Below are 20,143 nucleotides of genomic sequence, written 5' to 3' on the forward strand. Positions count from 1 at the left end.
CGGACCGCAGTCGTCGTCGGAAGGAGCGCTGTGACCGCCACGCAGGAGACGGGTACCGCTGCGGCACCGTGGGTGGGGGCCCGCATGCAGCGCAAGGAGGACCAGGCGCTGCTCACCGGCCGGGCCACCTGGACCGACGACATCGCGCCACCCGGGACCCTGCACATGGTCGTCGTGCGCAGCCCGCTGCCGCACGCCCGGATCGTCGCGATCGACACCGCCGCCGCGGCCGCCGTCCCCGGGGTCCGCGCGGTGCTCACCGCCGCCGACGTCGACGACGAGTTCCTCGCCGGCATCCCGTGCGGCTGGCCGGTCACCGAGGACATCCGTATCCCGGACCACCGCCCGCTCGCCCGCGACGAGGTCAACCACGTCGGCGACGGCGTCGCGGTCGTGCTCGCCACCAGCGCCGCGGCCGCCCGCGACGGAGCGGACCTCGTCGACGTCGAGTACGCCGAGCTGCCCGCCGTGGTCGACATGGCCGAGGCCCTCGCCGCCGGCGCCCCCGTCGTCCACGAGGAGATGGGCACCAACCACTGCTACACCTGGCCGCTGGCCACCGGCGACGTCGACGCCGCGTTCGCCGACGCCGAGGTCGTCGTGTCCGGCCGCTACCTGCAGCAGCGCGTGATCCCCTCGCCGATGGAGCCGCGCGCGGTGGTCTGCGTGCCGGACCAGGTCGGCGCCGGGTTCACCGTCTACACCGCCACCCAGGTACCGCACTTCGTCCGCGACATCCTCGCCGCGGTCACCGGCATCCCCGACACCCGCATCCGGGTCGTCGCCCCGGACGTCGGCGGCGGCTTCGGCGCCAAGCTCAACGTCTACGCCGAGGAGTTCCTCGCCCTCGTGCTCGCCCGCCGGCTGCGCGCCCCGGTGAAGTGGACCGAGACCCGCTCGGAGCACCACCAGGCCACCACGCACGGCCGCGGCCAGATCCAGGACGTCTCGGTCGCCGCCACCCGCGACGGCAAGATCCTCGGGATGAAGGTCGAGCTGCTCGCCGACATGGGCGCCTACCTGCAGCTGCTCACCCCGGGCATCGCCGTGTTCGGCGCGTTCACCTTCTGCGGCCTCTACGACTTCGGGCACTACTCCTTCACCGCGAAGGGCGTGTTCACCAACCTCACCCCGACCGACGCCTACCGCGGTGCCGGCCGCTCCGAGGCCGCCTACGGCCACGAGCGGATCATGGACGACCTCGCCCGCGAGCTCGGCATGGACGCCGCCGAGGTGCGGCTGCGCAACCTGCACCCGAAGTTCCTCGAGCCGCGCACCGTCCCCTCCGGCGTGCAGTACGACTCCGGGGACTACGAGACCTGCATGCGCCGGGCGATGGAGCTGGTCGGCTACGACGCCCTGCGCGCCGAGCAGGCCCGCCGCCGCGAGTCCGGCGACCCGGTGCAGATCGGGATCGGCTTCGGCAACTTCACCGAGTCCGGCGGGCTGTCGCCGTCGAAGGTCGCGGCCGGGGTCCGGCTGCAGTCCGGCGGCTGGGAGCAGGCGACGGTCCGCATGACGACCAGCGGCAAGGTCGAGGTCGTCACCGGCACCTCCCCGCACGGCCAGGGCCACGAGACGGCCTGGTCCCAGATCGTCGCCGACCGCCTCGGCGTGCACCCCGACGACGTCGAGGTCCTGCACGGCGACACCCTCGTCGCCCCGTTCGGCCGCGACACCTACGGCTCGCGCAGCCTCGCCGTCGGCGGCACCGCGGTGCACCTGGCCGCCGGCAAGGTCCTGGACAAGGCGATGCAGATCGCCGCGCACCTGCTGGAGGCCGACGAGGCCGACCTCGAGTTCACCGGGGGCCGGTTCTCGGTCGCGGGCACGGCCGGGCCGTCGGTGACCATCCAGGAGGTCGCGGGCGCCGCGTCGCTGGCCAACGACCTGCCCGAGGGCATGGAGCCGAACCTGACCGCGGACTCGGCCTTCGACCCGCCGAACTTCACCTGGCCGTTCGGGACCCACGTCTGCGTCACCGAGGTCGACACCGAGACCGGGTTCACCCGGATCCGCCGCTACGTCGCCGTCGACGACTGCGGGGTCGTGGTGAACCCCACGATCGTCGAGGGTCAGCTGCACGGCGGCATCGCCCAGGGCATCGGGCAGGCCCTCTACGAGCACGCCACCTTCGACGACGCCGGCAACCCGACGGCGGCCAACCTGGCGTCCTACGCCGTGCCCGCCGCGACCGACCTGCCGCACGTGGAGCTGGAGCAGCTGGTCACCCCGTCGCCGACGAACCCGATGGGGGTCAAGGGGATCGGCGAGTCCGGCGCGATCGGGTCCTCGCCCGCCGTGGTGAACGCGGTGATCGACGCCGTCGCCCACCTCGGGGTGACCCACGTGGACATGCCCGCGACACCGCAGGCCGTCTGGCGGGCGATCACGCAGGCCTCCGGTCACACTGCCTGAGACCAGGGGAGGGAGACCGGCACATGGTGGACATCAACTGCGACATGGGCGAGTCGTACTCGATCTACCACTGCGGCGACGACGAGGGCCTGATGCCCTGGGTGACCGTCGCCAACGTGGCCTGCGGCTTCCACGCCTCCGACCCGCGGGTCATGACCCGCACCGTCGCGCTGGCCAAGCGGCACGGGGTGAAGGTCGGGGCGCACCCGTCGCTGCCCGACCGGGAGGGCTTCGGCCGCCGTGAGATGAGGCTCGACCGCGAGGAGCTGACCGCGGGCGTCGTGTACCAGATCGGTGCGCTGGCGGGTTTCCTGCGTGCCCACGACATGGAGCTCAACCACGTCAAGGTGCACGGCTCGCTCTACGGCATGTCGGCCCGCGACCCGGAGGTGGCCGCCGCGATCGCCGACGCCGCCGACGTCTTCGGCGCCCCGCTCGTCGGCATGGTCGGCACCGCGCACGAGCAGGTGTGGGGCGACCGGCCGGCCGGCTTCGTCGCCGAGTACTACGCCGACCTCGACTACCGCGACGACGGCTCGCTGATCATCACCCGGGAGCACGAGGCGTTCGACCCGGTGCGTTCCGCGGAACGCGCCCTGCGCGCGGTCACCGAGGGGAAGGCGACCTCGGAGAACGGCAAGGAGCTCACCGTGCGCGCGGACTCGGTCTGCGTGCACTCCGACACCCCGAACGCCGTCGAGCTCGCCCGTGCCGTGCACGACGCGTTGAAACCCCACCTGAGCAGCTGAGAAGGAGTACCCGCAGTGCCCCGACACGAGGTCGTCTCCCCGATCCCCGGCGTGTTCTACCGCCGCCCCGACCCCGGCAGCCCGCCGTTCGCCGAGGACGGCGCCGCCGTCACCGACGACCAGGCGATCGGCCTGGTCGAGGTCATGAAGTCCTTCCACCAGATCCCGGCGGGCGCCACCGGCACCGTCGTCGAGTTCCTGGTCGGCGACGAGGACGAGGTGGACGCCGGCCAGCCCGTGGCGGTGGTGGAGACCGCATGAGGCTGCTCGTCGCGAACCGCGGCGAGATCGCCGTCCGGATCATCCGGGCAGCCCGGGACCTGGGCATCGGCACCGTCGCCGTGCACTCCAAGGCCGACGCCGACGCCCTGCACGTGCGCCTGGCCGACACCGCCGTCGCGATCGGGCCCTCGCCCGCGTCGAAGTCCTACCTGGTGGCCGACGCGATCCTCGCCGCGGCGAAGGAGACCGGCGCGGACGCGGTCCACCCCGGCTACGGGTTCCTGTCCGAGCGGGCGTCGTTCGCCGCCGCCGTCGCCGGTGCGGGCCTGACCTTCGTCGGCCCGGACGCGGCGACGATCGAGCGGATGGGTGACAAGGTCGCCGCCCGGGAGGTCGCCCGCGCCGCAGGGGTCCCGACCGTGCCCGGCACCCCCGGCGGGGTCGACGACGCCGACGCCGCGGTCGCCGCCGCCGAGGAGGTCGGCTACCCGGTGATGCTCAAGGCCGCCGCCGGCGGCGGGGGCCGGGGCATCCGGGTCGTCGCCGACGCCGACCCGCTGCGCACCGCCTTCGGGCAGGCCTCGACCGAGGCGGAGAAGGCGTTCGGCGACGGCACCATGTACCTGGAGCGGTTCGTCGAGCGCGCCCGGCACGTCGAGGTGCAGGTCCTCGGCGACGGCCGGGACGCCGTCCACCTGTTCGAGCGGGAGTGCTCGCTGCAGCGCCGCAGGCAGAAGGTCGTCGAGGAGGCCGTGTCGCCCGGCATCACCGAGGCGACCCGGGACGCCATGACAGCCGCGGCGGTCGCCCTGTGCCGCGAGGTCGGCTACACCTCGGCCGGCACCGTGGAGTTCCTCGTCGACGACCGCACGGGCGAGTTCTTCTTCATCGAGATGAACACCCGCATCCAGGTCGAGCACCCCACCACCGAGCTCGTCACCGGCATCGACCTGGTCGCCGAGCAGCTGCGCGTCGCCACGGGGGAGCCGCTGCGGTTCACCCAGGACGCCGTCGAACGGCGCGGGCACGCCATCGAGTTCCGGGTCTGCGCGGAGGACCCGGAGCGGGACTTCCTGCCCCAACCCGGCGGCGTCGGGCGGGTCACGCTGCCGTCCGGGCCGTGGGTGCGCTGCGACACCTGGCTGGAGCCCGACGGGACCGTCCCGCCGTACTACGACTCGCTGCTGGCGAAGGTCGTCGTGTGGGGAGCCGACCGGACCGAGGCGCTGGCCCGGTCCCGGCGCGCGCTCGACGAGTTCTCCGTCGCCGGGATCCCGACCACCGCCGGGCTGCTCCGCACCCTGGCGGGTGAGCCGTGGGTCGCCGCCGCCGACTTCCACACCGGGACCCTCGAACAGTGGCTGGCCGAAGGGAAGGGGACCTCATGAGCGCCCGCTACAGCTGGGGCGGTGACGAGTTCGTGTTCGTCGAGCTGGCCGAGGACATGAGTCTGCAGGCCAACTTCAAGGCCGTCGCCATCACGAACCTGCTCCGCGAGGAGCGACCGGAGGGGATCCTGGAGATCTGTCCGGCGAACGCCTCCTACCAGGTGCGCTACGACCCCGACGTGCTCGACCCGCACGCGCTGCTCGCCCAGCTGAAGGAGCTGGAGGCCCGGGTCGGCGACGCGCTCGGGGTGACCCTGGACTGCCGGGTCGTGGAGATCCCGGTGCTCTACCAGGATCCGTGGACGACCGAGACGCTGCTGCGGTTCCGGGACCGTCACCAGGACCCGGAGGCCACCGACATCGAGTACGCGGCCCGGATCAACGGCTACTCGGGTGTGGAGGAGTTCATCGCCGCGCACTCGGGCTCGCCGTGGTTCACCTCGATGGTCGGGTTCGTGGCGGGGTTGCCGTTCAAGTACCAGATGGTGCCCCGTGAGCGGCAGATCATCGTGCCGAAGTACCTGCGTCCGCGGACCGACACCCCGAAGCAGACGGTCGGTTACGGCGGCTGTTTCTCCTGCATCTACTCGGTGCGAGGGGCCGGTGGGTACCAGATGTTCGGGATCACCCCGGCCCCGATCTACGACCCGACCCAGACCAAGCCGGACTTCGCCGAGCACATGGTCTTCATGCGGCCCGGGGACATGGTCAAGTTCCGAGGGATCGACCGCGACGAGTACGACCAGCTGGAGGCGCAGGCCCAGGCGGGGGAGTACCGGATCACCGCCCGCCCGGTCGCGTTCGACCTGCAGCCCTTCCTCGACGACCCCGACGGCTACAACAAGCGCCTGCTGGAGGTGCTCGCGTGACACGCATCGAGGTCCGCAAGCCCGGTCTGTCGACCACCGTGCAGGACGGTGGCCGCTCCGGCTACTACCACCTGGGCATCCCGCCGTCGGGCGCGCTGGACCAGTACTCGCTGACCTGCGCCAACGCCCTCGTCGGGAACCCGGACGGCGCCGCCGCCCTGGAGATCGTCTACATGGGCCCGGAGCTGGCGTTCACCGGGCCGGCGACGGTCGCGGTGGCCGGCGCGACGATCGCCCCGAAGGTCAACGGCGAAGCCCGTCCGGTGTGGGAGTCCTTCGACGTCGCCGAGGGCGACGTGCTGGCCTTCGATTACCTCAAGGCCGGCGCACGCGCCTACCTGGCGGTGTCCGGCGGGATCGACGTGCCCGAGAAGCTCGGCAGCCGCGCCACCTACGCCCTCGGCGCCCTGGGTGGGCTCGACGGCCGGCCGCTGGCCGAGGGTGACGTCCTGCCCGTCGGGACCGGTACCGGCCGCGCGGGGCTCGTGGTGCCCGAGGACCTGCGGCCGTCGCTCGCCAAGGACGTCGAGGTCCGGGTCGTGATGGGGCTCTACGACCACCGGCTGACCGACCGCGGCCGCGCCACCTTCCTCGACACCACCTGGACGCTGACCCCGGTCGCGGACCGGATCGGGTTCCGCTACACCGGCGGCGAGCTGGAGACCGTCGACCGGGAGCCACCGTTCGGGGCGGGCCAGGACCCGTCGAACATCGTCGACTCGCCGTACCCGATCGGATCCATCCAGGTCCCGGGCGGGGTCGAGCCGATCGTGCTGCACCGCGACGCGGTGTCCGGCGGCGGCTACATGATGGTGGCGACGGTGATCTCCGGTGACCTCGACGTCGTCGCCCAGTCGGCGCCGCGCACCCGCACCCGGTTCGTCGCGGTCGATCTGGAGACGGCGCTGTCGCTGCGGGCCGAGCGGAAGGACCGGGTCGGGCGGATGCACAGCGCACTGGAGCGCTGACACGTCGACTGCTCACCCGTTCGGGCTGGCCCTGCGGCTCCGTCTGGTCCAGACTCGACGCTCGGTGACGCGGGGCGGTACCGGACGTGGGAGAGGACCGAGCGATGAGCGGCAGGCACCGGAGGACGGCGGGCGCCGGGCTGGTCAGGCGAGTCCTGGCCGTGACGGTCTCCGCGGTCGGCGCGGTCGCTCTCGCCGCGGCGGTCGTCGTCACCGTGACGTCGACCGAGCAGCCGGTCGCGGGTCAGGCGGAGCAGACCGATCCCGGCCCGGCCGCGCCGCTCGCCGCCGGTCCCGCGATGGCCGACGGGGGCGCACCGGCACGGATGGCCGACCCGGCTCCACTCGCGCAGGCACCGGCACGGGCGGCCGCCGACGCCGCGGCCGCCGCACACCCTGCCGCCGCACAACCCGCCGCCGTGCCCGGGGCGTCCCCGCAGCCGGGGTGGTCCGGGGAGCAGGGCTGGTCCGGGGGGCCCGGACCGTCGACCACGTCCGCCGGTGGGGCCGGTCCGACCTGGTCCGGCGGGGGCGGTGCACAGCGCGCCGTCGAGCCGCGCTCCACGACCGGTGGCACAGCCGGTCCCGGCCCGGCGGCCCCAGGCGGCGCGACCGGCGGCGCGACCGGTGGCGCGGCCGGTGACCGCGCCGCGCCCGGTCCGCTCGCCGTCGAGCCCGGCGCGGGGACCACGCCGAACCCCGGCCGGGACGTCCCGCCGGCCGGCACGACGCCCTCCGACGTCACCTCCCCGCTCGACGACACCACACGTCCCGGCGACACCAGACCCGGCGACACCAGACCGGACGACCCGGCTCCGGTCGACGACACCGCTCCGGTCGACGACACCGCACCCGGCGACCTCTCCGGACGGGGCCGCGACACCGGGTTCTCCGCCCCGACCGTGCCGACACCCCCGCAGCCGCAGACCGTCACGCCCACCCCGCGCGGTGACGATCCGGGCGGCGACGACCTGAACGGCGACGACCCGGCCGGCGGCGGTTCCTCCGGCGGCTCCCCGGGCGCGGTCACGCCGGCCGACCCGGGCGCCGGCGCCGCGGACGGGGCACTGCTCCGGCTGCGCCTGCGGATCTCCGAGACCCCGCCCGTCGACGTCCGGGTGCCCGGCCCCGCCCTGTCGCTGCTCGGCGGCTGAGTCCGACCGGTCCGTCCGGGTGGCGCGAAGACCACCCCACCGGGATGCCACGCGCCCGCGACGCACCCGTTCGGTGCATGGCCGTTCCTCCGTCCGCCGGTCACCATCACCCCATGCGCACGGCGAGCGGCTCCACCCCGTGACCGGCCGGCACCGGCACCCCGGCTCGGCTGACCCGACGGGCCCGGCCGCGGTCGGGCCCGCGGCGTGGCCGCACGCCGCGGCCCGCTCCCGGGGCGCGACGACTCCCACCCACCCGCGCGAGGTGCCACGACCGGTCGAGGACCGGGACCGGCCGGCGCGGGGCCGCCGTCGGCTCCGCGTCACCCTGGCCGGGGTCGTCCCGGTGGTGCTGGTCGCCGCGGTCACCGTCGCCGGACTCCTCGGTACCGGGGTGCTCGGCGGGGTCGCCCCCGCGGACCAGCGGGTCGACGACCACGTCCCGGTGCCGACCTTCGCCGCCGGCCCGACCGCCGACGACGCCTCGTCGCTCCCGATGCCGTCGCGCTGGTACGGCTCCGGCACCGGGGTCACGTCCACCACGGAGCCCTCCAGGGTGCCCACCGGGACGCCCACCACGGTGCCGGTCGCGGCCCGCGAGACGCGCGCGGCCGCCGTCGCCGACGGGGCGGTACGGGCGGCGACGGCCCGCATCGCCGAGGAGCGGCGGCTCGCCGACGAGCGCCGGGCCGCGGAGATCGCCGCGCAGGAGCGCCACGCTGCCGAGGTCGCCGCGCAGGAGCGCCGGGACGAGGAGCGGCGTGCGGAGGAGCAGCGGGCCCGGGAGCAGGCCGACGCACGCCGCCGCGCTGCCGTGCCGCCGACCGAGGCCCCCACGACCCCGCCCGCCCCGAGCACCGCCCCGGCCCCGCCGAGCAGCACCGGGCCCGACGAGCCCGGGGGCGCGGCCCCCGCGCCGACCGCTACCTCGGCCCCGGCACCGACCGGGGGTGCCCCGCGCACCGAGGCGTCGTGAGCCGTGTCGTCCGGTTCGTGACTGTGCCCCGCTGACACCCGGCCCCGCTGGCACCCGACGGGGCGAGGGAGGTTTGAGCCCCTCCGGCTCCGGCTACCGACAGGGCAGGAGGCGATCACGATGAGCGGACGGCATCGACGTCCACGCACCACGCCCGGCCGCCTGGCCCTGTTCGGCACGGTCCCGCTGGTCGGTGGCGCCGGCCTGGCCGCCGCCCTCGCCGGCGCCGACGGCACGGACCCGGCCCGGAACGTCACCCCCACTCCCACCGCCGCCACCGCCGCCGTCACGAACGGCGCGAACGGCGGAGCCACCGATGCGGCCGAGCCGGTCGCGGTCCCCGGACGCGGCGAGATCGTGCTGGACGCCGTCGGCGGTGCCCGCGACGCCGCCACCCGCGCGGCCGACGCACAGACCTCGGCCCGGGTCAGCACCGTGGCCGCCGAGCTCCGTGACCAGGCACGGGCCCGGGCCGAGGCGGCCCGCGCCGCCGGGGACGCCGAGCTGGCCGCCTACCACCGTGACGAGGCGGCCCGCCAGGACCGGCTCGCGGACTCGTCGCGTCCCGTGCTCCTCGACGACCACACCGCCGACTACACCGCCGACGGCGTCGGCAGCTCACCGCTCTGCCGTGCAGCGGACGTCGTCCGGCTCGGCGCGCTCACCGCCGCCGGGCCGGAGTGCGACGACGACCCGTGGATCGCCGGGCAGATCGACGACGCGATGCGCCGCGGCGGCGTCGACCGTTCCGTCGGCTGACCCGGATCTACGCCTCGAGCACCGTCAGCCCCAGTGCCGCGCAGATCGCGCTCGCCTGGGTGGGGGAGACGATCGCCCCGCGCAGCTCGCGGGGGGTGTCCGGGGTGACCTCGCCGAGGTCGCAGCCCCGTAGGTCGGCACCGTCGAGGCGGGTCGAACGCAGCACCGTGCCGCGCAGCCGGCACCGCTCGAACCGGACGTCGCGCAGGTCGGCGCCCGACAGGTCGGCCTCGGAGAGGTCGCAGTCGGCGACCCGCAGCCCGCGCATCGCGACGTCGCGCACGTCCGCCAGCTGGAGCGAGCAGTCGTCCAGCACGAACGAGGCCGTCAGCCCCCGCAGACCGCGCAGGACCGTGCCGATCATCCGGCAGCCGGTGAACCGGGTGTCGCCGAGGGTCGCCCCGGCCAGCCGGGCCCCGGACAGGTCCACCCCGCTCAGCACGGCGTCGGTCAGGTCGGCCTCGCGCAGGTCGGCGCCCGCCAACGAGGTGCCGGAGATCCGTGCCCGGTCCAGCCGCACACCGCGCAGGTCGGCGCCCGCGAGCGAGCCGCCCCGCAGGACCAGCCCGGCGAGGTCGGTCTCGCGCAGGTCGGCCTCGTCCAGGCGCGGCGCGTCCACCTCGCCACCGGCACGAGCCGCCGCGACGAGCTCGGTCTCCGTCGTCACCGCCACCACGGCGACAGCCTGGCAGGTCAGCGTGCGGTGGGGGCGTCCGGGCCCACCGGAAGGCACTGCACCGGGCGCGGGTGCTCCGGATCCAGTGCGTTGAACACGTGCTGGAGAGCGACCGGGTCGAACGCGACGGCGCCGTGCTCGGCGAGGTCGGTCGGGCACCCGTCCTGCAGGACGATGTTGTGTGCCCCGTCCATCAGGCCCGAGGTGTAGGGGACGACCAGCTCGTCGTAGCGGGTGAGGATCATGGTGTAGTCGACGCCGTCGGCGCGCGGCCCGCCGTCGGAGTTCATCCGCTCTAGGAAGTCCGAGCCGCGCAGGAACTGCCGGCAGGACACGCACAGCGGGTCCAGGACGAGGCCGACGGCCGGGCCGAGGCCCAGCTGCTGGCCGGTGCGGTTGAGGAAGTCCAGGCCTGCGACGGTCGTGCCGTCCCACAGCGGGGTCATGCCGACGTAGCGCTCGACCTTGTCGGCACCGCCGAGGAACCGGACGTAGTAGTTCGGCATCAGCGAGCCCTCGGAGTGCCCGACGATGTCGACCTTCGCCGCTCCGGTGGCGCTGCGGACCCGGTCGACGAACGCGGCGAGCTCGGCGGCGCTGTCCTCCATCGGCGCCAGGCCTCCGACCTGGGTCAGCGGCGGCGGTGCGAGGGGGTTGCGGCCATAGGTCAGCGAGAACACGCAGTAGCCGCGCTCCGCCAACCGGGGGGCCATGTAGCTCCAGTTGTTGCCCTGGTTGGCCAGTAGGCCGTGCGCGAGCACGACCGGGTTCGGGTGCGCCGCCGACGGCCGGCAGTTCCAGTCGTTCGACCCGGGCGGGGGCGGGTCGAGCAGGTCGGTCAGCGAGGCGACCGATGCGGGCTGTGGCGCCGCCTGGGCCGGGGGCACCAGCGCGAGGCCGACCGTGCAGACCGCCACCGCGATCGAGACGACCGCCGCCCACCGGCGCCGATCGATGCCCTGTCCAGTCACGAGCCGCCTCCTCGGGTGCCGTCGTCACCGGATCAACGACCACGCCGAGGGGAGGTTGCTGACCGTCACCCGACAGGGCCGTCCGGGGGAGGCGCGGCTACTCCGTCCGATCCGGGTCGGCACGCCCGTCCGGCTCTGTGGCCGTGTCCTGCCGGGGCACCTGGTCCTGGCGGGGTCGTCCGCCGCGGCGCATGTTGCCGTTGGTGGTCCGCCGGGTCGGATCCACCAGGCGCTTCCACTTCGCCTGGGCCGCCTGGCGGCTCGACAGCTGGGCCTGCACGGCGTCGGCGACCTCCTTCCACGTCATGCCCCCGGCCCGCAGGGTGCGGATCAGGTCGCGCTCGTAGTAGTCGGCCAGCCGGCGCATCTCCTGCACCAGGGCGTACCAGGCGGCGGCCCCGTCGTGGGTGAGGACGCCGTCGGCGGCGCGCTCCTTCATCCCGTCCAGCTGCTGGGTGATCGACTCCCGGCGTTTCGCGATCGACGGATCGGCCCGTTCCAGCCAGCGCTGCGCTTCCTCGTACCTCATGAAGTCAATGGTTCATTGACGCGTACCTGAGGTCAACCGTTGGGCGACCCCGGCGTGTCGCCGGGGAACCGACGGCCACGGCAACACGGCCGCCCCGTCGGATCGGGGCCGGCCGTCGTGGTGGTGGAGGGAACCGCGGTCACGCCCGGCCGCACGGTCGGCGGGTTGCCGGGACACGGTCCGGGCCGGACGACAGGGGAGGGGGCGGGTACGACCGGCGCCGGCACGGCGAGGCCACACCCGGGGTCACCAGACCCGGGTCCCCGGCGGGCGCCGCCGGGGACGCTCTGTATCGCCCTGAGGTGCCCCGTACGGCTCCGTGCACGGCGTCGGGCGGGGGAGTCGCCCCGCCGAAGGACACGGGCGGAGCGCCCGAGCCGGCCGGGGTGGTCGCGACCTAGCGCGTGGACGGGGCGATCACGGGACGAGCACGAGCTTGCCGCCGGTACGGCGGGACAGGCTGAGCGAGGCTGCGTCCTGGACACGGTCGAAGGTGTAGGTGCCGGCGACCGGCACGGCCAGGACGCCCTCGCCCGCGAGCCGGGCGATCCCGTCCATCCGGTCGTAGCGCATCGCTGTGCTGGTCCGGACGCCGAGCTCGGATGCGGCGGCGAAGTCCGACACGGTGAGGACGCGATCGGCGACCCCGGTCAGCTCGATCAGGGCCGGCAGCGAGCCGCCTGCCGGGCTGGGCCGGTCGGCGCGGTCTATCCGCCCCCCGGTCGGCGTGGCGTCCAGCGCGCGGTCCACCGGCCCCCGGGCCAGCCGGCGGACGCGCGCGACCATTCCCTCCCCGTAGGGCGTGACCCGGGCACCGACCTGTTCCAGGGCGGCAGTCCGGGTCGGCCCGGCCGTGGCGATCACTCGCAGACCCCGGTGCCGTGCGAGGCGCACGGCCGTCTCGCCCACGGTGGTGCCCGCGCCGTGGACGAGCAGCAGCTCGCCCGGCCGGGCACCGAGGTCGTCGAGCGCACGCCACGCGGTCTCGGCGGCCACCGGCAGCGCGGCGGCCTGCTCGGCGGTGACCCCCTCGGGAACGGGTGCCCAGGCCGGCATGAGCGCGTACTCGGCGGCGCCGGCCGTCGGACCGTCGAAGCAGGCCGGGCCGAACACACGGTCTCCGATGCGGACGTCGTGGACTCCCGGGCCGAGCGCGTCGACGGTGCCCGCCACCTCCAGGCCGAGGCCACGGGGCAGAACGGGGAGGACGTCGGCGAGCAGACCGTCCGCCAGGTGCCAGTCGGCCGGTGTCAGCCCGCAGGCCTGCACGGAGATCCGAATCTGACCGGGGCCCGGCTCGGGCCGGGCGACCTCCGCGAGCACGATCACGTCCGGGGAGCCGAACCTGTGGAACTGCAGAGCTCGCATGACGGCCCTCTCAGTGATGACAGCACCTGTTGTCACCAACGGTAGCAGGCGACGACAGTGTCTGTCGTCGTATCCTGGCGGGTATGCCGCGCTGGGAATCCGACGCACAGGGCCGGCTCGAACGCGCGGCTCTGGACCTGTTTGAGACCCACGGGTTCGACCGCACCTCGGTCGCGCAGATCGCGGACGCGGCAGGCCTCAAGGAGCGCTCGTTCTACCGCTACTTCCCCGACAAGCGGGAGGTCCTCTTCGCCGGCGGGGAGATCGAGGCGCACCTCGTCGAGCAGGTGGAGGCGGCCGACCCCGGTCTGGCGCCGATCGACGTGCTCCTGTGCGCACTGGGGAGCGCCGAGGGGCTCCTCCGCCCGCGCGGGTACCTCCGGCGCCGCGGGAGGGTGATCGCGGCCAACCCGGCGCTGGCCGAGCGCGATCTGATCAAGCTCGCCGACATCGCCGAGGCACTGGCCCCGGCTCTCGAACGCCGGGGTGTCGACCCCGGCACGGCGCGCTTCCTCGTCGATGTGGTCCTGGCGATCCACCGGCGAGCCGTTTCCCGCTGGCTGGCCGAGGAGAACGCCACACTCGCCGAGCTCATGGCCGAGGCCACCGCCGAGCTGCGTGCGGCGATGGCGGCACCGCCGCGGACGTCCCCCGGGCCGGCCGAGGACGGCGGTCCCGGATCGTCGTAGCACCTCCGCCGCGGAGGAGCCGGCGCGATCCTCGACCACAGCCGGAGCCGGTCACCGCCCGCTCGGTGGCGGGATCTCGGCCTCTGCCTCTCTATGTCAATGTACCGTTGACACCATCTGATTGTCATCCACACAACGACCACAGACCTGGCAGGAAGACGCCCAGGACAGGGAGCCGGTACTCAGGCCAGGAGAGACCGAGCCCGTGATGGGGCCGGGTGGGCCCGAGCCGGTCGGCGGGGGAGCGGGGGCCGGCCCGCCGGCACCGGAGGCCCGTAGCGGCGCGCCCGGTGGCCGAGTGCCGCCGTGGGGTGCCGGACGGTCCAGGAGCCGTTCAGGACGCCCTGAACGGCGCTGTACGGGCCCCGGGCCGCCGCCGGGTCGTAGGAGCACTGTCGTTGCCGCAGCCCCCGCGGCGCTCTCTCATCCCTCGCTGCCGGCGGGATGCGCCGTGCGACAGACCGGTACGCCACAACGTCCGCCGGGCGCGAGGGGGAGCCGACCCGTCCAGACGTCGGTTGTCGTCCCGTGACGTGACCGAGTCCCGGTTGTCGGCTACGGCTCGGTCCACCGAACCAGGACTCCTCCTCTGTAGTCAATGGTTCATTGACGCGTTCTCGTCGTCAGCGAAACGACGACACAGAACCGGCCTCGACCACCGAGCCGGCCGCTCGCCGGGGGAGCAGCCATCAGGTCAGGGAGAGGCTGAACCCGTCGTGGGTCCGGGTGAACCCGAGCCGCTCGTAGAACCGGTGGGCGTCGGTGCGGGACCGGTCGGAGGTGAGCTGGACGAGCACCGCGCCACGACGGCGGGCCTCGTCGACGGCGTACCGGACCATGGTCGCCCCGAGGCCGTCGCCGCGCCGGGACGCGGCCACCCGGACGGCCTCGATCCGGGCCCGCATCGCACCCCGGCGGGCCAGCCCCGGGAGCAGCGTGAGCTGCAGGGTCCCGACCACCGTGTCCTCGTCGTCGGCGACCAGGAGCAGGTGCCGGGGGTCGCCGTCGACCTCGGCGAACGCGGCGAGGTAGGGAGCCAGGTCGTCCGGGGTCTCCCGGGTGGCGCCGAGCGGGTCGTCGGCCAGCAGCGCGACGACGGCGGGGACGTCACGGGCCGTGGCCCGGCGCAGGACGGGTGTGGGCACGGTGGGACCTCTCGACACGGAACGACACAGGACGACACGGCACGGAACGACGGGGGAGCGGCCTGCGGGGATCGGGCTGCCCGGAGAGTGTCCCGGAGTGATGTCGTGCGGCCGGACTGGGCGTCCGCCGGGGGAGCGGTCACCATGGCCGGCATGTCCACCGACACCCACGACCGGGCCGACGGCACCACCCCCGCCGCCGCGTCCGCTCCCGCACCGGCCGGCGGCGACCCCGTCACGGTTTCGTTCACCCGTCGCGCCGACCCCGGGCACGCCGCGGAGATGACGGCCTGGATCCGCGCCGGCCTGCTCATGGCCGAAGGGTTCCCCGGCTTCCTCGGCGGCGGCTGGGTCCGCAGCCGCGACGGCTCCGACGAGTGGCACATGCTGGCCCGCTTCGATTCCCCGGAGTCACTCGGGCGATGGGAGGCCAGCCCGGAGCGTCGCTGGTGGCTCGGTTCCGCCCAGGGCCTGGCCGAGATGACCCGGGCCGAGCGCCGCACCGGCATCGAGGGCTGGTTCGACCAGCCCGCCGCGGTGGAGACCGCGGGCCCGCCCCAGATCACCCCGCCGCGCTGGAAGCAGGCGACGACGATCTGGCTCGTCTTCTTCCCGATGAACCTGCTCGCCACGGTGACGCTCGGCGCGCTGCTCGCGGACTGGCCCGTCGTGCCGCGGCTGGCGGTGACGACGATCGTCCTGACCCCGATCATGGTGTACGTGATGCTGCCCTGGATCACGCGGGTGCTGGGGTGGTGGCTGCAGGGCCGTCGGTTCCGCGACCGGCACCACGTCCCGGTGGGCTGATCACCCCTGGGGGCTCCCCGGATCACGCGGAGCGAGGCCGCTACCGTCGTTCGGTGCTCACCTCCGAAGCGACGGTCGCCGCGCCGGCTCCGGTCGACACGCTCCGCGACCGTCGACGCCTGCGCTGGGCGGGCCGGCTCGGCCTCCTGGCGTTCGTGCTCGCCGTCGCGGTGCCCTTCCTGCCCGTGGTGCAGCACACGACCACGATCGTCTGGCCGTCGGCCGCCACCGGCACCGCCGACGTCAACTCGCCGCTGGTCGCGCTGCGCCCGGAGACGATGTCGGTGGTCGTCCCCGCCGACACGATCCGCAGCCTCGACGACCGCACCGACGGCACCGCCACGGTGCTGTCCACCGTCCCGCCGGAGTCGCCGGAGGGCGCACGCTCCGGGATGGTCCTGACCGTCGCCGACGGCCAGCTCGCGCTGGTCGACCGCGGCCAGCAGCTCGCCACGGCGCCGCTGCGGGCCGGCCCGTCGGAGGTCCGGATCACCTCCGAGGGCACGTCGACGACGATCGACCTGGGTGCCGGGGCGCAGACGTTCGAGGGGGACCTGCGGCCGCAGGTCGTGGGGATCTACTCCGACCTGGACACCGAGCTCGACCCGACCTCGGGCACCGCGGTCCGGATCACCCCGGACACCCGCTTCGACACCAGCCCCTCGGTGTGGAAGACCGCCGCCACCGCGGTCGCCGCGGTGGCGTTGCTGGGCTCGCTGCTCGCGCTGGCCGGGGTCGACCGGCACCTGGGGCGCAGCCCGCACCGGGCGGGCCGCGACGCCATCGGCGGTCTCGCCGGCCGGTGGCCGCCGCGGCTGCGTCGCTGGTGGTCCCGCGCCCGGCCGCGGCCGATCGACCTGATCGCCACCGTCGTGCTGGTCGGGTGGGCCGCGATCGGGGGCCAGACCTCCGACGACGGGTTCACCCTCGGCATCGTGCGCGACGTCCCGACCTCGGGCTACGTCGGCAACTACTACCGCTGGTACGACGCCGCGGAGGCGCCGTTCGGCTGGTTCTACGACCTCTACGCGCTGTGGGTGCGGGTCTCGGACTCGCTGCTCTGGTTGCGGCTGCCCTCGGTGCTGATGGGGATCATGGCCTGGTGGCTGGTCTCCCGCGGCCTGCTGCCGCGCCTGGGCCGTCAGGCCCGCCGCTCCCGCGCCGCCACCTGGGCCGCGGGGATGGTGTTCCTGGCGTTCTGGATGGCCTACAACTCCGGGCTGCGTCCCGAGCCGGTCGTCGTCGTGTGCTCGCTGCTGGCGCTGGTCTGCGTGGAGCGGGCGCTGGCGCTGCAGCGGCTGCTCCCGATCGCGCTCGGCCTGTTCGCGGCCTCGATGGCGGTCGGGGCGAATCCGGCAGGGCTGATCGCGATCGCGCCGTTCATCGCCGGTGTGCGCCCGCTGTGGCACCTGCTCGCGGCCCGGATCCGGACCGTCGGCGCGGTACCGGTGCTGGCGCCGCTGCTGGCCTCGGGCACCGCCATCCTGATGATCGCCTGGGCCGACCAGAGCTGGGCAGCGGTGATCGACTCCACCCGGCTGCGGTCCGACATCGGGCCGGACTGGCCCTGGTACACCGAGATCGCCCAGCGCTACGCGCCGTTGTTCGAGGGGCTCGCGGACGGCTCCATCGCCCGCCGGTTCCCGATCCTGCTGGTCATCCTGTGTCTGCTGGCCTGCGTGGTCGTGCTGATCCGGCGCGACCGCATCCCGGGCGCCGCGCTCGGGCCCGCCCAGCGCCTCATCGGCAGCACCGTGATCGCGCTGCTGATCTTCGCGTTGACCCCGACGAAGTGGACCCACCACTTCGGCGACCTCGTCGGCCTGGGCTCCGGCATGGTGGCGCTGGCCGCGATCGCCACCGGCTCGGACGTCCTGCGCTCGCTGCGCAACCGGCTCGCGTTCCTGTCCGCGGTGTTCCTGGTGGCGGCGCTGTCCGCGGCCGGGCCGAACCTGTGGTGGTACACCAACAACTGGGGCGTGCCGTGGGCCGGTGAGCAGGTCACGGTCGCCGGCTACGAGCTCTCCACGATCCTGCTGCTCGTCGCGCTCCTGCTGGCCGCGGGCGCCGGGGTCGAGCACCTGCGCGGCATTCGCGAGCAGCGCCACCCCGACCAGCTCGCCGGCGTCGAACGGACGCTGGGCCGGATCCCGCTGGTGGGCCGCTGGGTCCGGGCCCGGGACTGGCGCCGCGACGCGTCCTCGGCGCTGCGAGCGACCCGGCGGCTGCGGCTCACCTCCGCGCCGCTGGCGGTGCTGTGCGGGCTGCTCGTCACGTTCAACGTGTGGTCGATGGTCTCGGCGATCCAGGACCGCTCCGGCACCTGGACGATGGGCGCCGACGCGCTGTCGCACCCGTTCGGCGGGTCCTGCGGGCTCGCCAGCCAGGTGTTCGCCGAGCGCCGGCCCGTCGACGGTGTGCTGACCCCCGCCCCGGAACCGACCGGGATGGCCGCACCGGCCCGCCCCGGGCTGCTGCCGACCGTCGCCCCGCCGCCCCCGCCGGGGGAGCCGACCGCGACCCCGGCGCCGCTGCCGCCGGGTGTCGTCCCGGCGAACAGCCCCGACGCCCAGCTGCTCGACCCGAACAGCGGGGGCAGCGGCTTCGTCCGCAACGGCATCCCGCCGACCGGCGGCGGGACGGGGGCGTCCGGGTTCGAGTACGTGCTGTCCGGCGGCCTGGGCAGCGACGCGGCGCCGGCGTACGGCAGCTACCTGCCCCACGGCGACCGCAACACCGGCACCCTGCGCACCCCCTGGGTGCTGCTCACCGCCGAACAGCGCGCCGGCAGCACGCCGTTGGTCGTGACCGCGGCCGGGCGCCTGGGCAACGGGAACCGGCTGACCATCCAGTACGCGACGCGGCTGTCCGACGGGCGGGTCCGCGTGGTCGAGCAGACCACCCTCGACGACGGGCGGGTGGAGGAGATGCCGTGGCGCGAGCTGCGGTTCGACCTGCCCGAGACCGCCCGCGCGGCGACCGAGGTCCGGATGGTCGTGCAGGACAACTCGCTCGGGGCGGACGGGTGGCTGGCGGTCGCACCGCTGCGCGCGCCGCAGCTGGCGCCGCTGCCGCAGGTCGTGGGCAACCAGCCGATGTTCCTGGAGTACCCGGTGTCGCTGGCCAGCCCCTGCCTGCGCCCGTTCCGGACCTCCGGCGGGATCGCCGAGGTCCCGGCCTACCGGTTGCAGGCCGACGGCAGCCAGATGCGCGGCGACGGCGAGGGCTGGTCGTCCCCGCAGGCCGGCGGCCCGCTGGGCTGGATCACCGTGATCGGCAAGCAGACGGAGCTTCCCACCTACCTCGAGGGTGACCCCGGCCGGGACTGGGGGAAGGTGCAGGCAATCCAGCCGTACCGGCCGAACGCGGTCGCGCCGACCCTGGAACGTCGCGACGTCGACCGCTCCGGGCTCTACAGCTCCGGTCCGCTGCCGGCGCCGCCGCCGGGCATCCCGTCGCCGAGCCGGTGACGGGGCCCCGGGCCGTCGGGGGCCCGGGGGAGCGGGATCAGCCGCTGAACTCGACCGCGGGTGGCGCGGAGGGCTTCCTGCGCTTCGCGGGCGCCTCGGCCCGGGTCTCGGCCTCGGGGGTCGCCTCCGGGACGGCCTCGGCAGCGGGCGCCGGCGTGGCGGCGCTCGCCGCGCCGCCGTCCTGGGCCCGCCGGTGGGCCTCGACGACCTCGGACGGGATGCGGCCCCGCTCGGACAGCGTCCAGCCGTTCTCCCGGGCCCAGGCGCGCACCGCGCGGTTGTGCTCGCGGGTTGCGGTGTCCGAGCCGCTCGCACCGCTGCGTCGGGCGGACTGCGCGGGCACTCCCGCATTGCGTCCGGTGCGCGGGGACCCCGCGGCGCGCGCGACCCCGAGGAACGGGGCGAGCGCCTCCCGCAGCGCCGCGGCGTTGTCCGCGGTCAGGTCGATCTCGAACCGGCGACCGTCGAGCCCGAAATCGACGGTCTCGGCGGCGTCGCCGCCGGTGATGTCGTCGACCAGCCGGATCGTCTCGACCTTCGCCACTGCAGTTCCTCCCGGTTCGCCGTCCCGGATTCACCCGGGGTCGCCGGAAGCATAACGACGAGGCTTCAGGAACCGTGGGCGCCCGGTCGGGCGGAACGCCGGACCTCGCGTGACCGGATCACGCTCGGCCTGGTCGGGCGCACGTCGCGGAGCCTCCCGATCAGGACGGCGAGGGCGATCAGGACAATGAGGTGTTCTCAGTAGCGGGGTGGCAGGTCGTGGCGACACGCCGAGGGTGGTGAGATGAGCGGGAACGGGGCAGGACCCCGGTAGATCGGTTCGGTCCAGCACAGATCGACACCGTCACCGAGGTCCTGCATGTCTGATCCTGTCACCTACACCGCTGTCCTCCCGATCGGGGAGCGCACCGTGGCCTATCTGGCGCGGCTCCTGGTCCTTCAACGCCGTCGACGTGGCACCCGGCGGCGGGCGTTGACCCCG

18 protein-coding genes are annotated in these 20,143 nt (G+C 74.6%); 12 read left to right on the forward strand and 6 right to left on the reverse strand.

Features of this window, described 5'->3' with window-relative positions:
- Positions 1-30: 30 nt before the first annotated feature.
- The 9 genes from Ae331Ps2_RS24025 (at position 31) to Ae331Ps2_RS24065 (ending at position 9,503) form a co-directional block, all read left to right on the forward strand.
- On the forward strand, positions 31-2,418 hold the full coding sequence (locus Ae331Ps2_RS24025) for a xanthine dehydrogenase family protein molybdopterin-binding subunit (protein ID WP_075306377.1): 2,388 nt from the start codon (positions 31-33) through the stop codon (positions 2,416-2,418).
- 23 nt (positions 2,419-2,441) lie between these two features.
- Positions 2,442-3,167: a 5-oxoprolinase subunit PxpA gene (gene pxpA, locus Ae331Ps2_RS24030; RefSeq protein WP_075306375.1), complete on the forward strand. Its 726-nt coding sequence runs from the start codon at positions 2,442-2,444 to the stop codon at positions 3,165-3,167.
- Between the two features lie 15 nt (positions 3,168-3,182).
- Entirely contained in the window at positions 3,183-3,428 is a 246-nt protein-coding gene (locus Ae331Ps2_RS24035; RefSeq protein WP_020625095.1) for an acetyl-CoA carboxylase, read from the forward strand.
- The gene (locus Ae331Ps2_RS24040; protein WP_075306373.1) at positions 3,425-4,777 is read left to right on the forward strand and encodes an acetyl-CoA carboxylase biotin carboxylase subunit; all 1,353 of its coding nucleotides are present in this window, start codon (positions 3,425-3,427) and stop codon (positions 4,775-4,777) included. The genes Ae331Ps2_RS24035 and Ae331Ps2_RS24040 overlap by 4 nt, the downstream gene beginning before the upstream one ends.
- The gene (locus Ae331Ps2_RS24045) at positions 4,774-5,646 is read left to right on the forward strand and encodes an allophanate hydrolase subunit 1 (protein ID WP_075306372.1); all 873 of its coding nucleotides are present in this window, start codon (positions 4,774-4,776) and stop codon (positions 5,644-5,646) included. The genes Ae331Ps2_RS24040 and Ae331Ps2_RS24045 overlap by 4 nt, the downstream gene beginning before the upstream one ends.
- The gene (locus Ae331Ps2_RS24050) at positions 5,643-6,614 is read left to right on the forward strand and encodes a biotin-dependent carboxyltransferase family protein (RefSeq protein WP_075306370.1); all 972 of its coding nucleotides are present in this window, start codon (positions 5,643-5,645) and stop codon (positions 6,612-6,614) included. Before Ae331Ps2_RS24045 ends, Ae331Ps2_RS24050 begins: the two co-directional genes overlap by 4 nt.
- A gap of 104 nt (positions 6,615-6,718) precedes the next feature.
- On the forward strand, positions 6,719-7,768 hold the full coding sequence (locus Ae331Ps2_RS24055; RefSeq protein ID WP_139318716.1) for a hypothetical protein: 1,050 nt from the start codon (positions 6,719-6,721) through the stop codon (positions 7,766-7,768).
- A gap of 139 nt (positions 7,769-7,907) precedes the next feature.
- On the forward strand, positions 7,908-8,744 hold the full coding sequence (locus tag Ae331Ps2_RS24060) for a hypothetical protein (protein ID WP_075306366.1): 837 nt from the start codon (positions 7,908-7,910) through the stop codon (positions 8,742-8,744).
- 120 nt (positions 8,745-8,864) lie between these two features.
- On the forward strand, positions 8,865-9,503 hold the full coding sequence (locus Ae331Ps2_RS24065; RefSeq protein ID WP_075306365.1) for a hypothetical protein: 639 nt from the start codon (positions 8,865-8,867) through the stop codon (positions 9,501-9,503).
- Positions 9,504-9,510: 7 nt separating this feature from the next.
- Here Ae331Ps2_RS24065 and Ae331Ps2_RS24070 read toward each other — a convergent pair whose 3' ends face one another.
- The 4 genes from Ae331Ps2_RS24070 to Ae331Ps2_RS24085 form a co-directional block, all read right to left on the reverse strand.
- On the reverse strand, positions 9,511-10,170 hold the full coding sequence (locus Ae331Ps2_RS24070; RefSeq protein ID WP_158071493.1) for a pentapeptide repeat-containing protein: 660 nt from the start codon (positions 10,168-10,170) through the stop codon (positions 9,511-9,513).
- 26 nt (positions 10,171-10,196) lie between these two features.
- The gene (locus Ae331Ps2_RS24075) at positions 10,197-11,150 is read right to left on the reverse strand and encodes a triacylglycerol lipase (RefSeq protein WP_233147541.1); all 954 of its coding nucleotides are present in this window, start codon (positions 11,148-11,150) and stop codon (positions 10,197-10,199) included.
- Positions 11,151-11,247: 97 nt separating this feature from the next.
- The gene (locus Ae331Ps2_RS24080; protein ID WP_020627410.1) at positions 11,248-11,679 is read right to left on the reverse strand and encodes a hypothetical protein; all 432 of its coding nucleotides are present in this window, start codon (positions 11,677-11,679) and stop codon (positions 11,248-11,250) included.
- A 417-nt stretch (positions 11,680-12,096) separates the two neighbouring features.
- On the reverse strand, positions 12,097-13,047 hold the full coding sequence (locus tag Ae331Ps2_RS24085) for an NADP-dependent oxidoreductase (RefSeq protein WP_075306363.1): 951 nt from the start codon (positions 13,045-13,047) through the stop codon (positions 12,097-12,099).
- Positions 13,048-13,130: 83 nt separating this feature from the next.
- Here Ae331Ps2_RS24085 and Ae331Ps2_RS24090 point away from each other — a divergent pair, with 83 nt between their 5' ends.
- Complete coding sequence (locus Ae331Ps2_RS24090) at positions 13,131-13,736, forward strand: TetR family transcriptional regulator (RefSeq protein WP_075306361.1); 606 nt, start codon at positions 13,131-13,133, stop codon at positions 13,734-13,736.
- A 689-nt stretch (positions 13,737-14,425) separates the two neighbouring features.
- Here the strand turns inward: Ae331Ps2_RS24090 and Ae331Ps2_RS24095 are convergent.
- Positions 14,426-14,881, reverse strand: a complete 456-nt coding sequence (locus Ae331Ps2_RS24095; protein ID WP_075306359.1) for a GNAT family N-acetyltransferase — start codon at positions 14,879-14,881, stop codon at positions 14,426-14,428.
- Between the two features lie 153 nt (positions 14,882-15,034).
- Here Ae331Ps2_RS24095 and Ae331Ps2_RS24100 point away from each other — a divergent pair, with 153 nt between their 5' ends.
- Positions 15,035-15,688, forward strand: a complete 654-nt coding sequence (locus Ae331Ps2_RS24100; protein WP_075311789.1) for an antibiotic biosynthesis monooxygenase — start codon at positions 15,035-15,037, stop codon at positions 15,686-15,688.
- Between the two features lie 53 nt (positions 15,689-15,741).
- Entirely contained in the window at positions 15,742-19,158 is a 3,417-nt protein-coding gene (locus Ae331Ps2_RS24105) for an arabinosyltransferase domain-containing protein (protein WP_075306357.1), read from the forward strand.
- Positions 19,159-19,195: 37 nt separating this feature from the next.
- Here Ae331Ps2_RS24105 and Ae331Ps2_RS24110 read toward each other — a convergent pair whose 3' ends face one another.
- Entirely contained in the window at positions 19,196-19,702 is a 507-nt protein-coding gene (locus Ae331Ps2_RS24110) for an Lsr2 family protein (RefSeq protein ID WP_075306355.1), read from the reverse strand.
- Positions 19,703-20,143: the final 441 nt, after the last annotated feature.

The sequence above is a fragment of the Pseudonocardia sp. Ae331_Ps2 genome (assembly GCF_001932405.1).
GTDB lineage: Bacteria > Actinomycetota > Actinomycetes > Mycobacteriales > Pseudonocardiaceae > Pseudonocardia.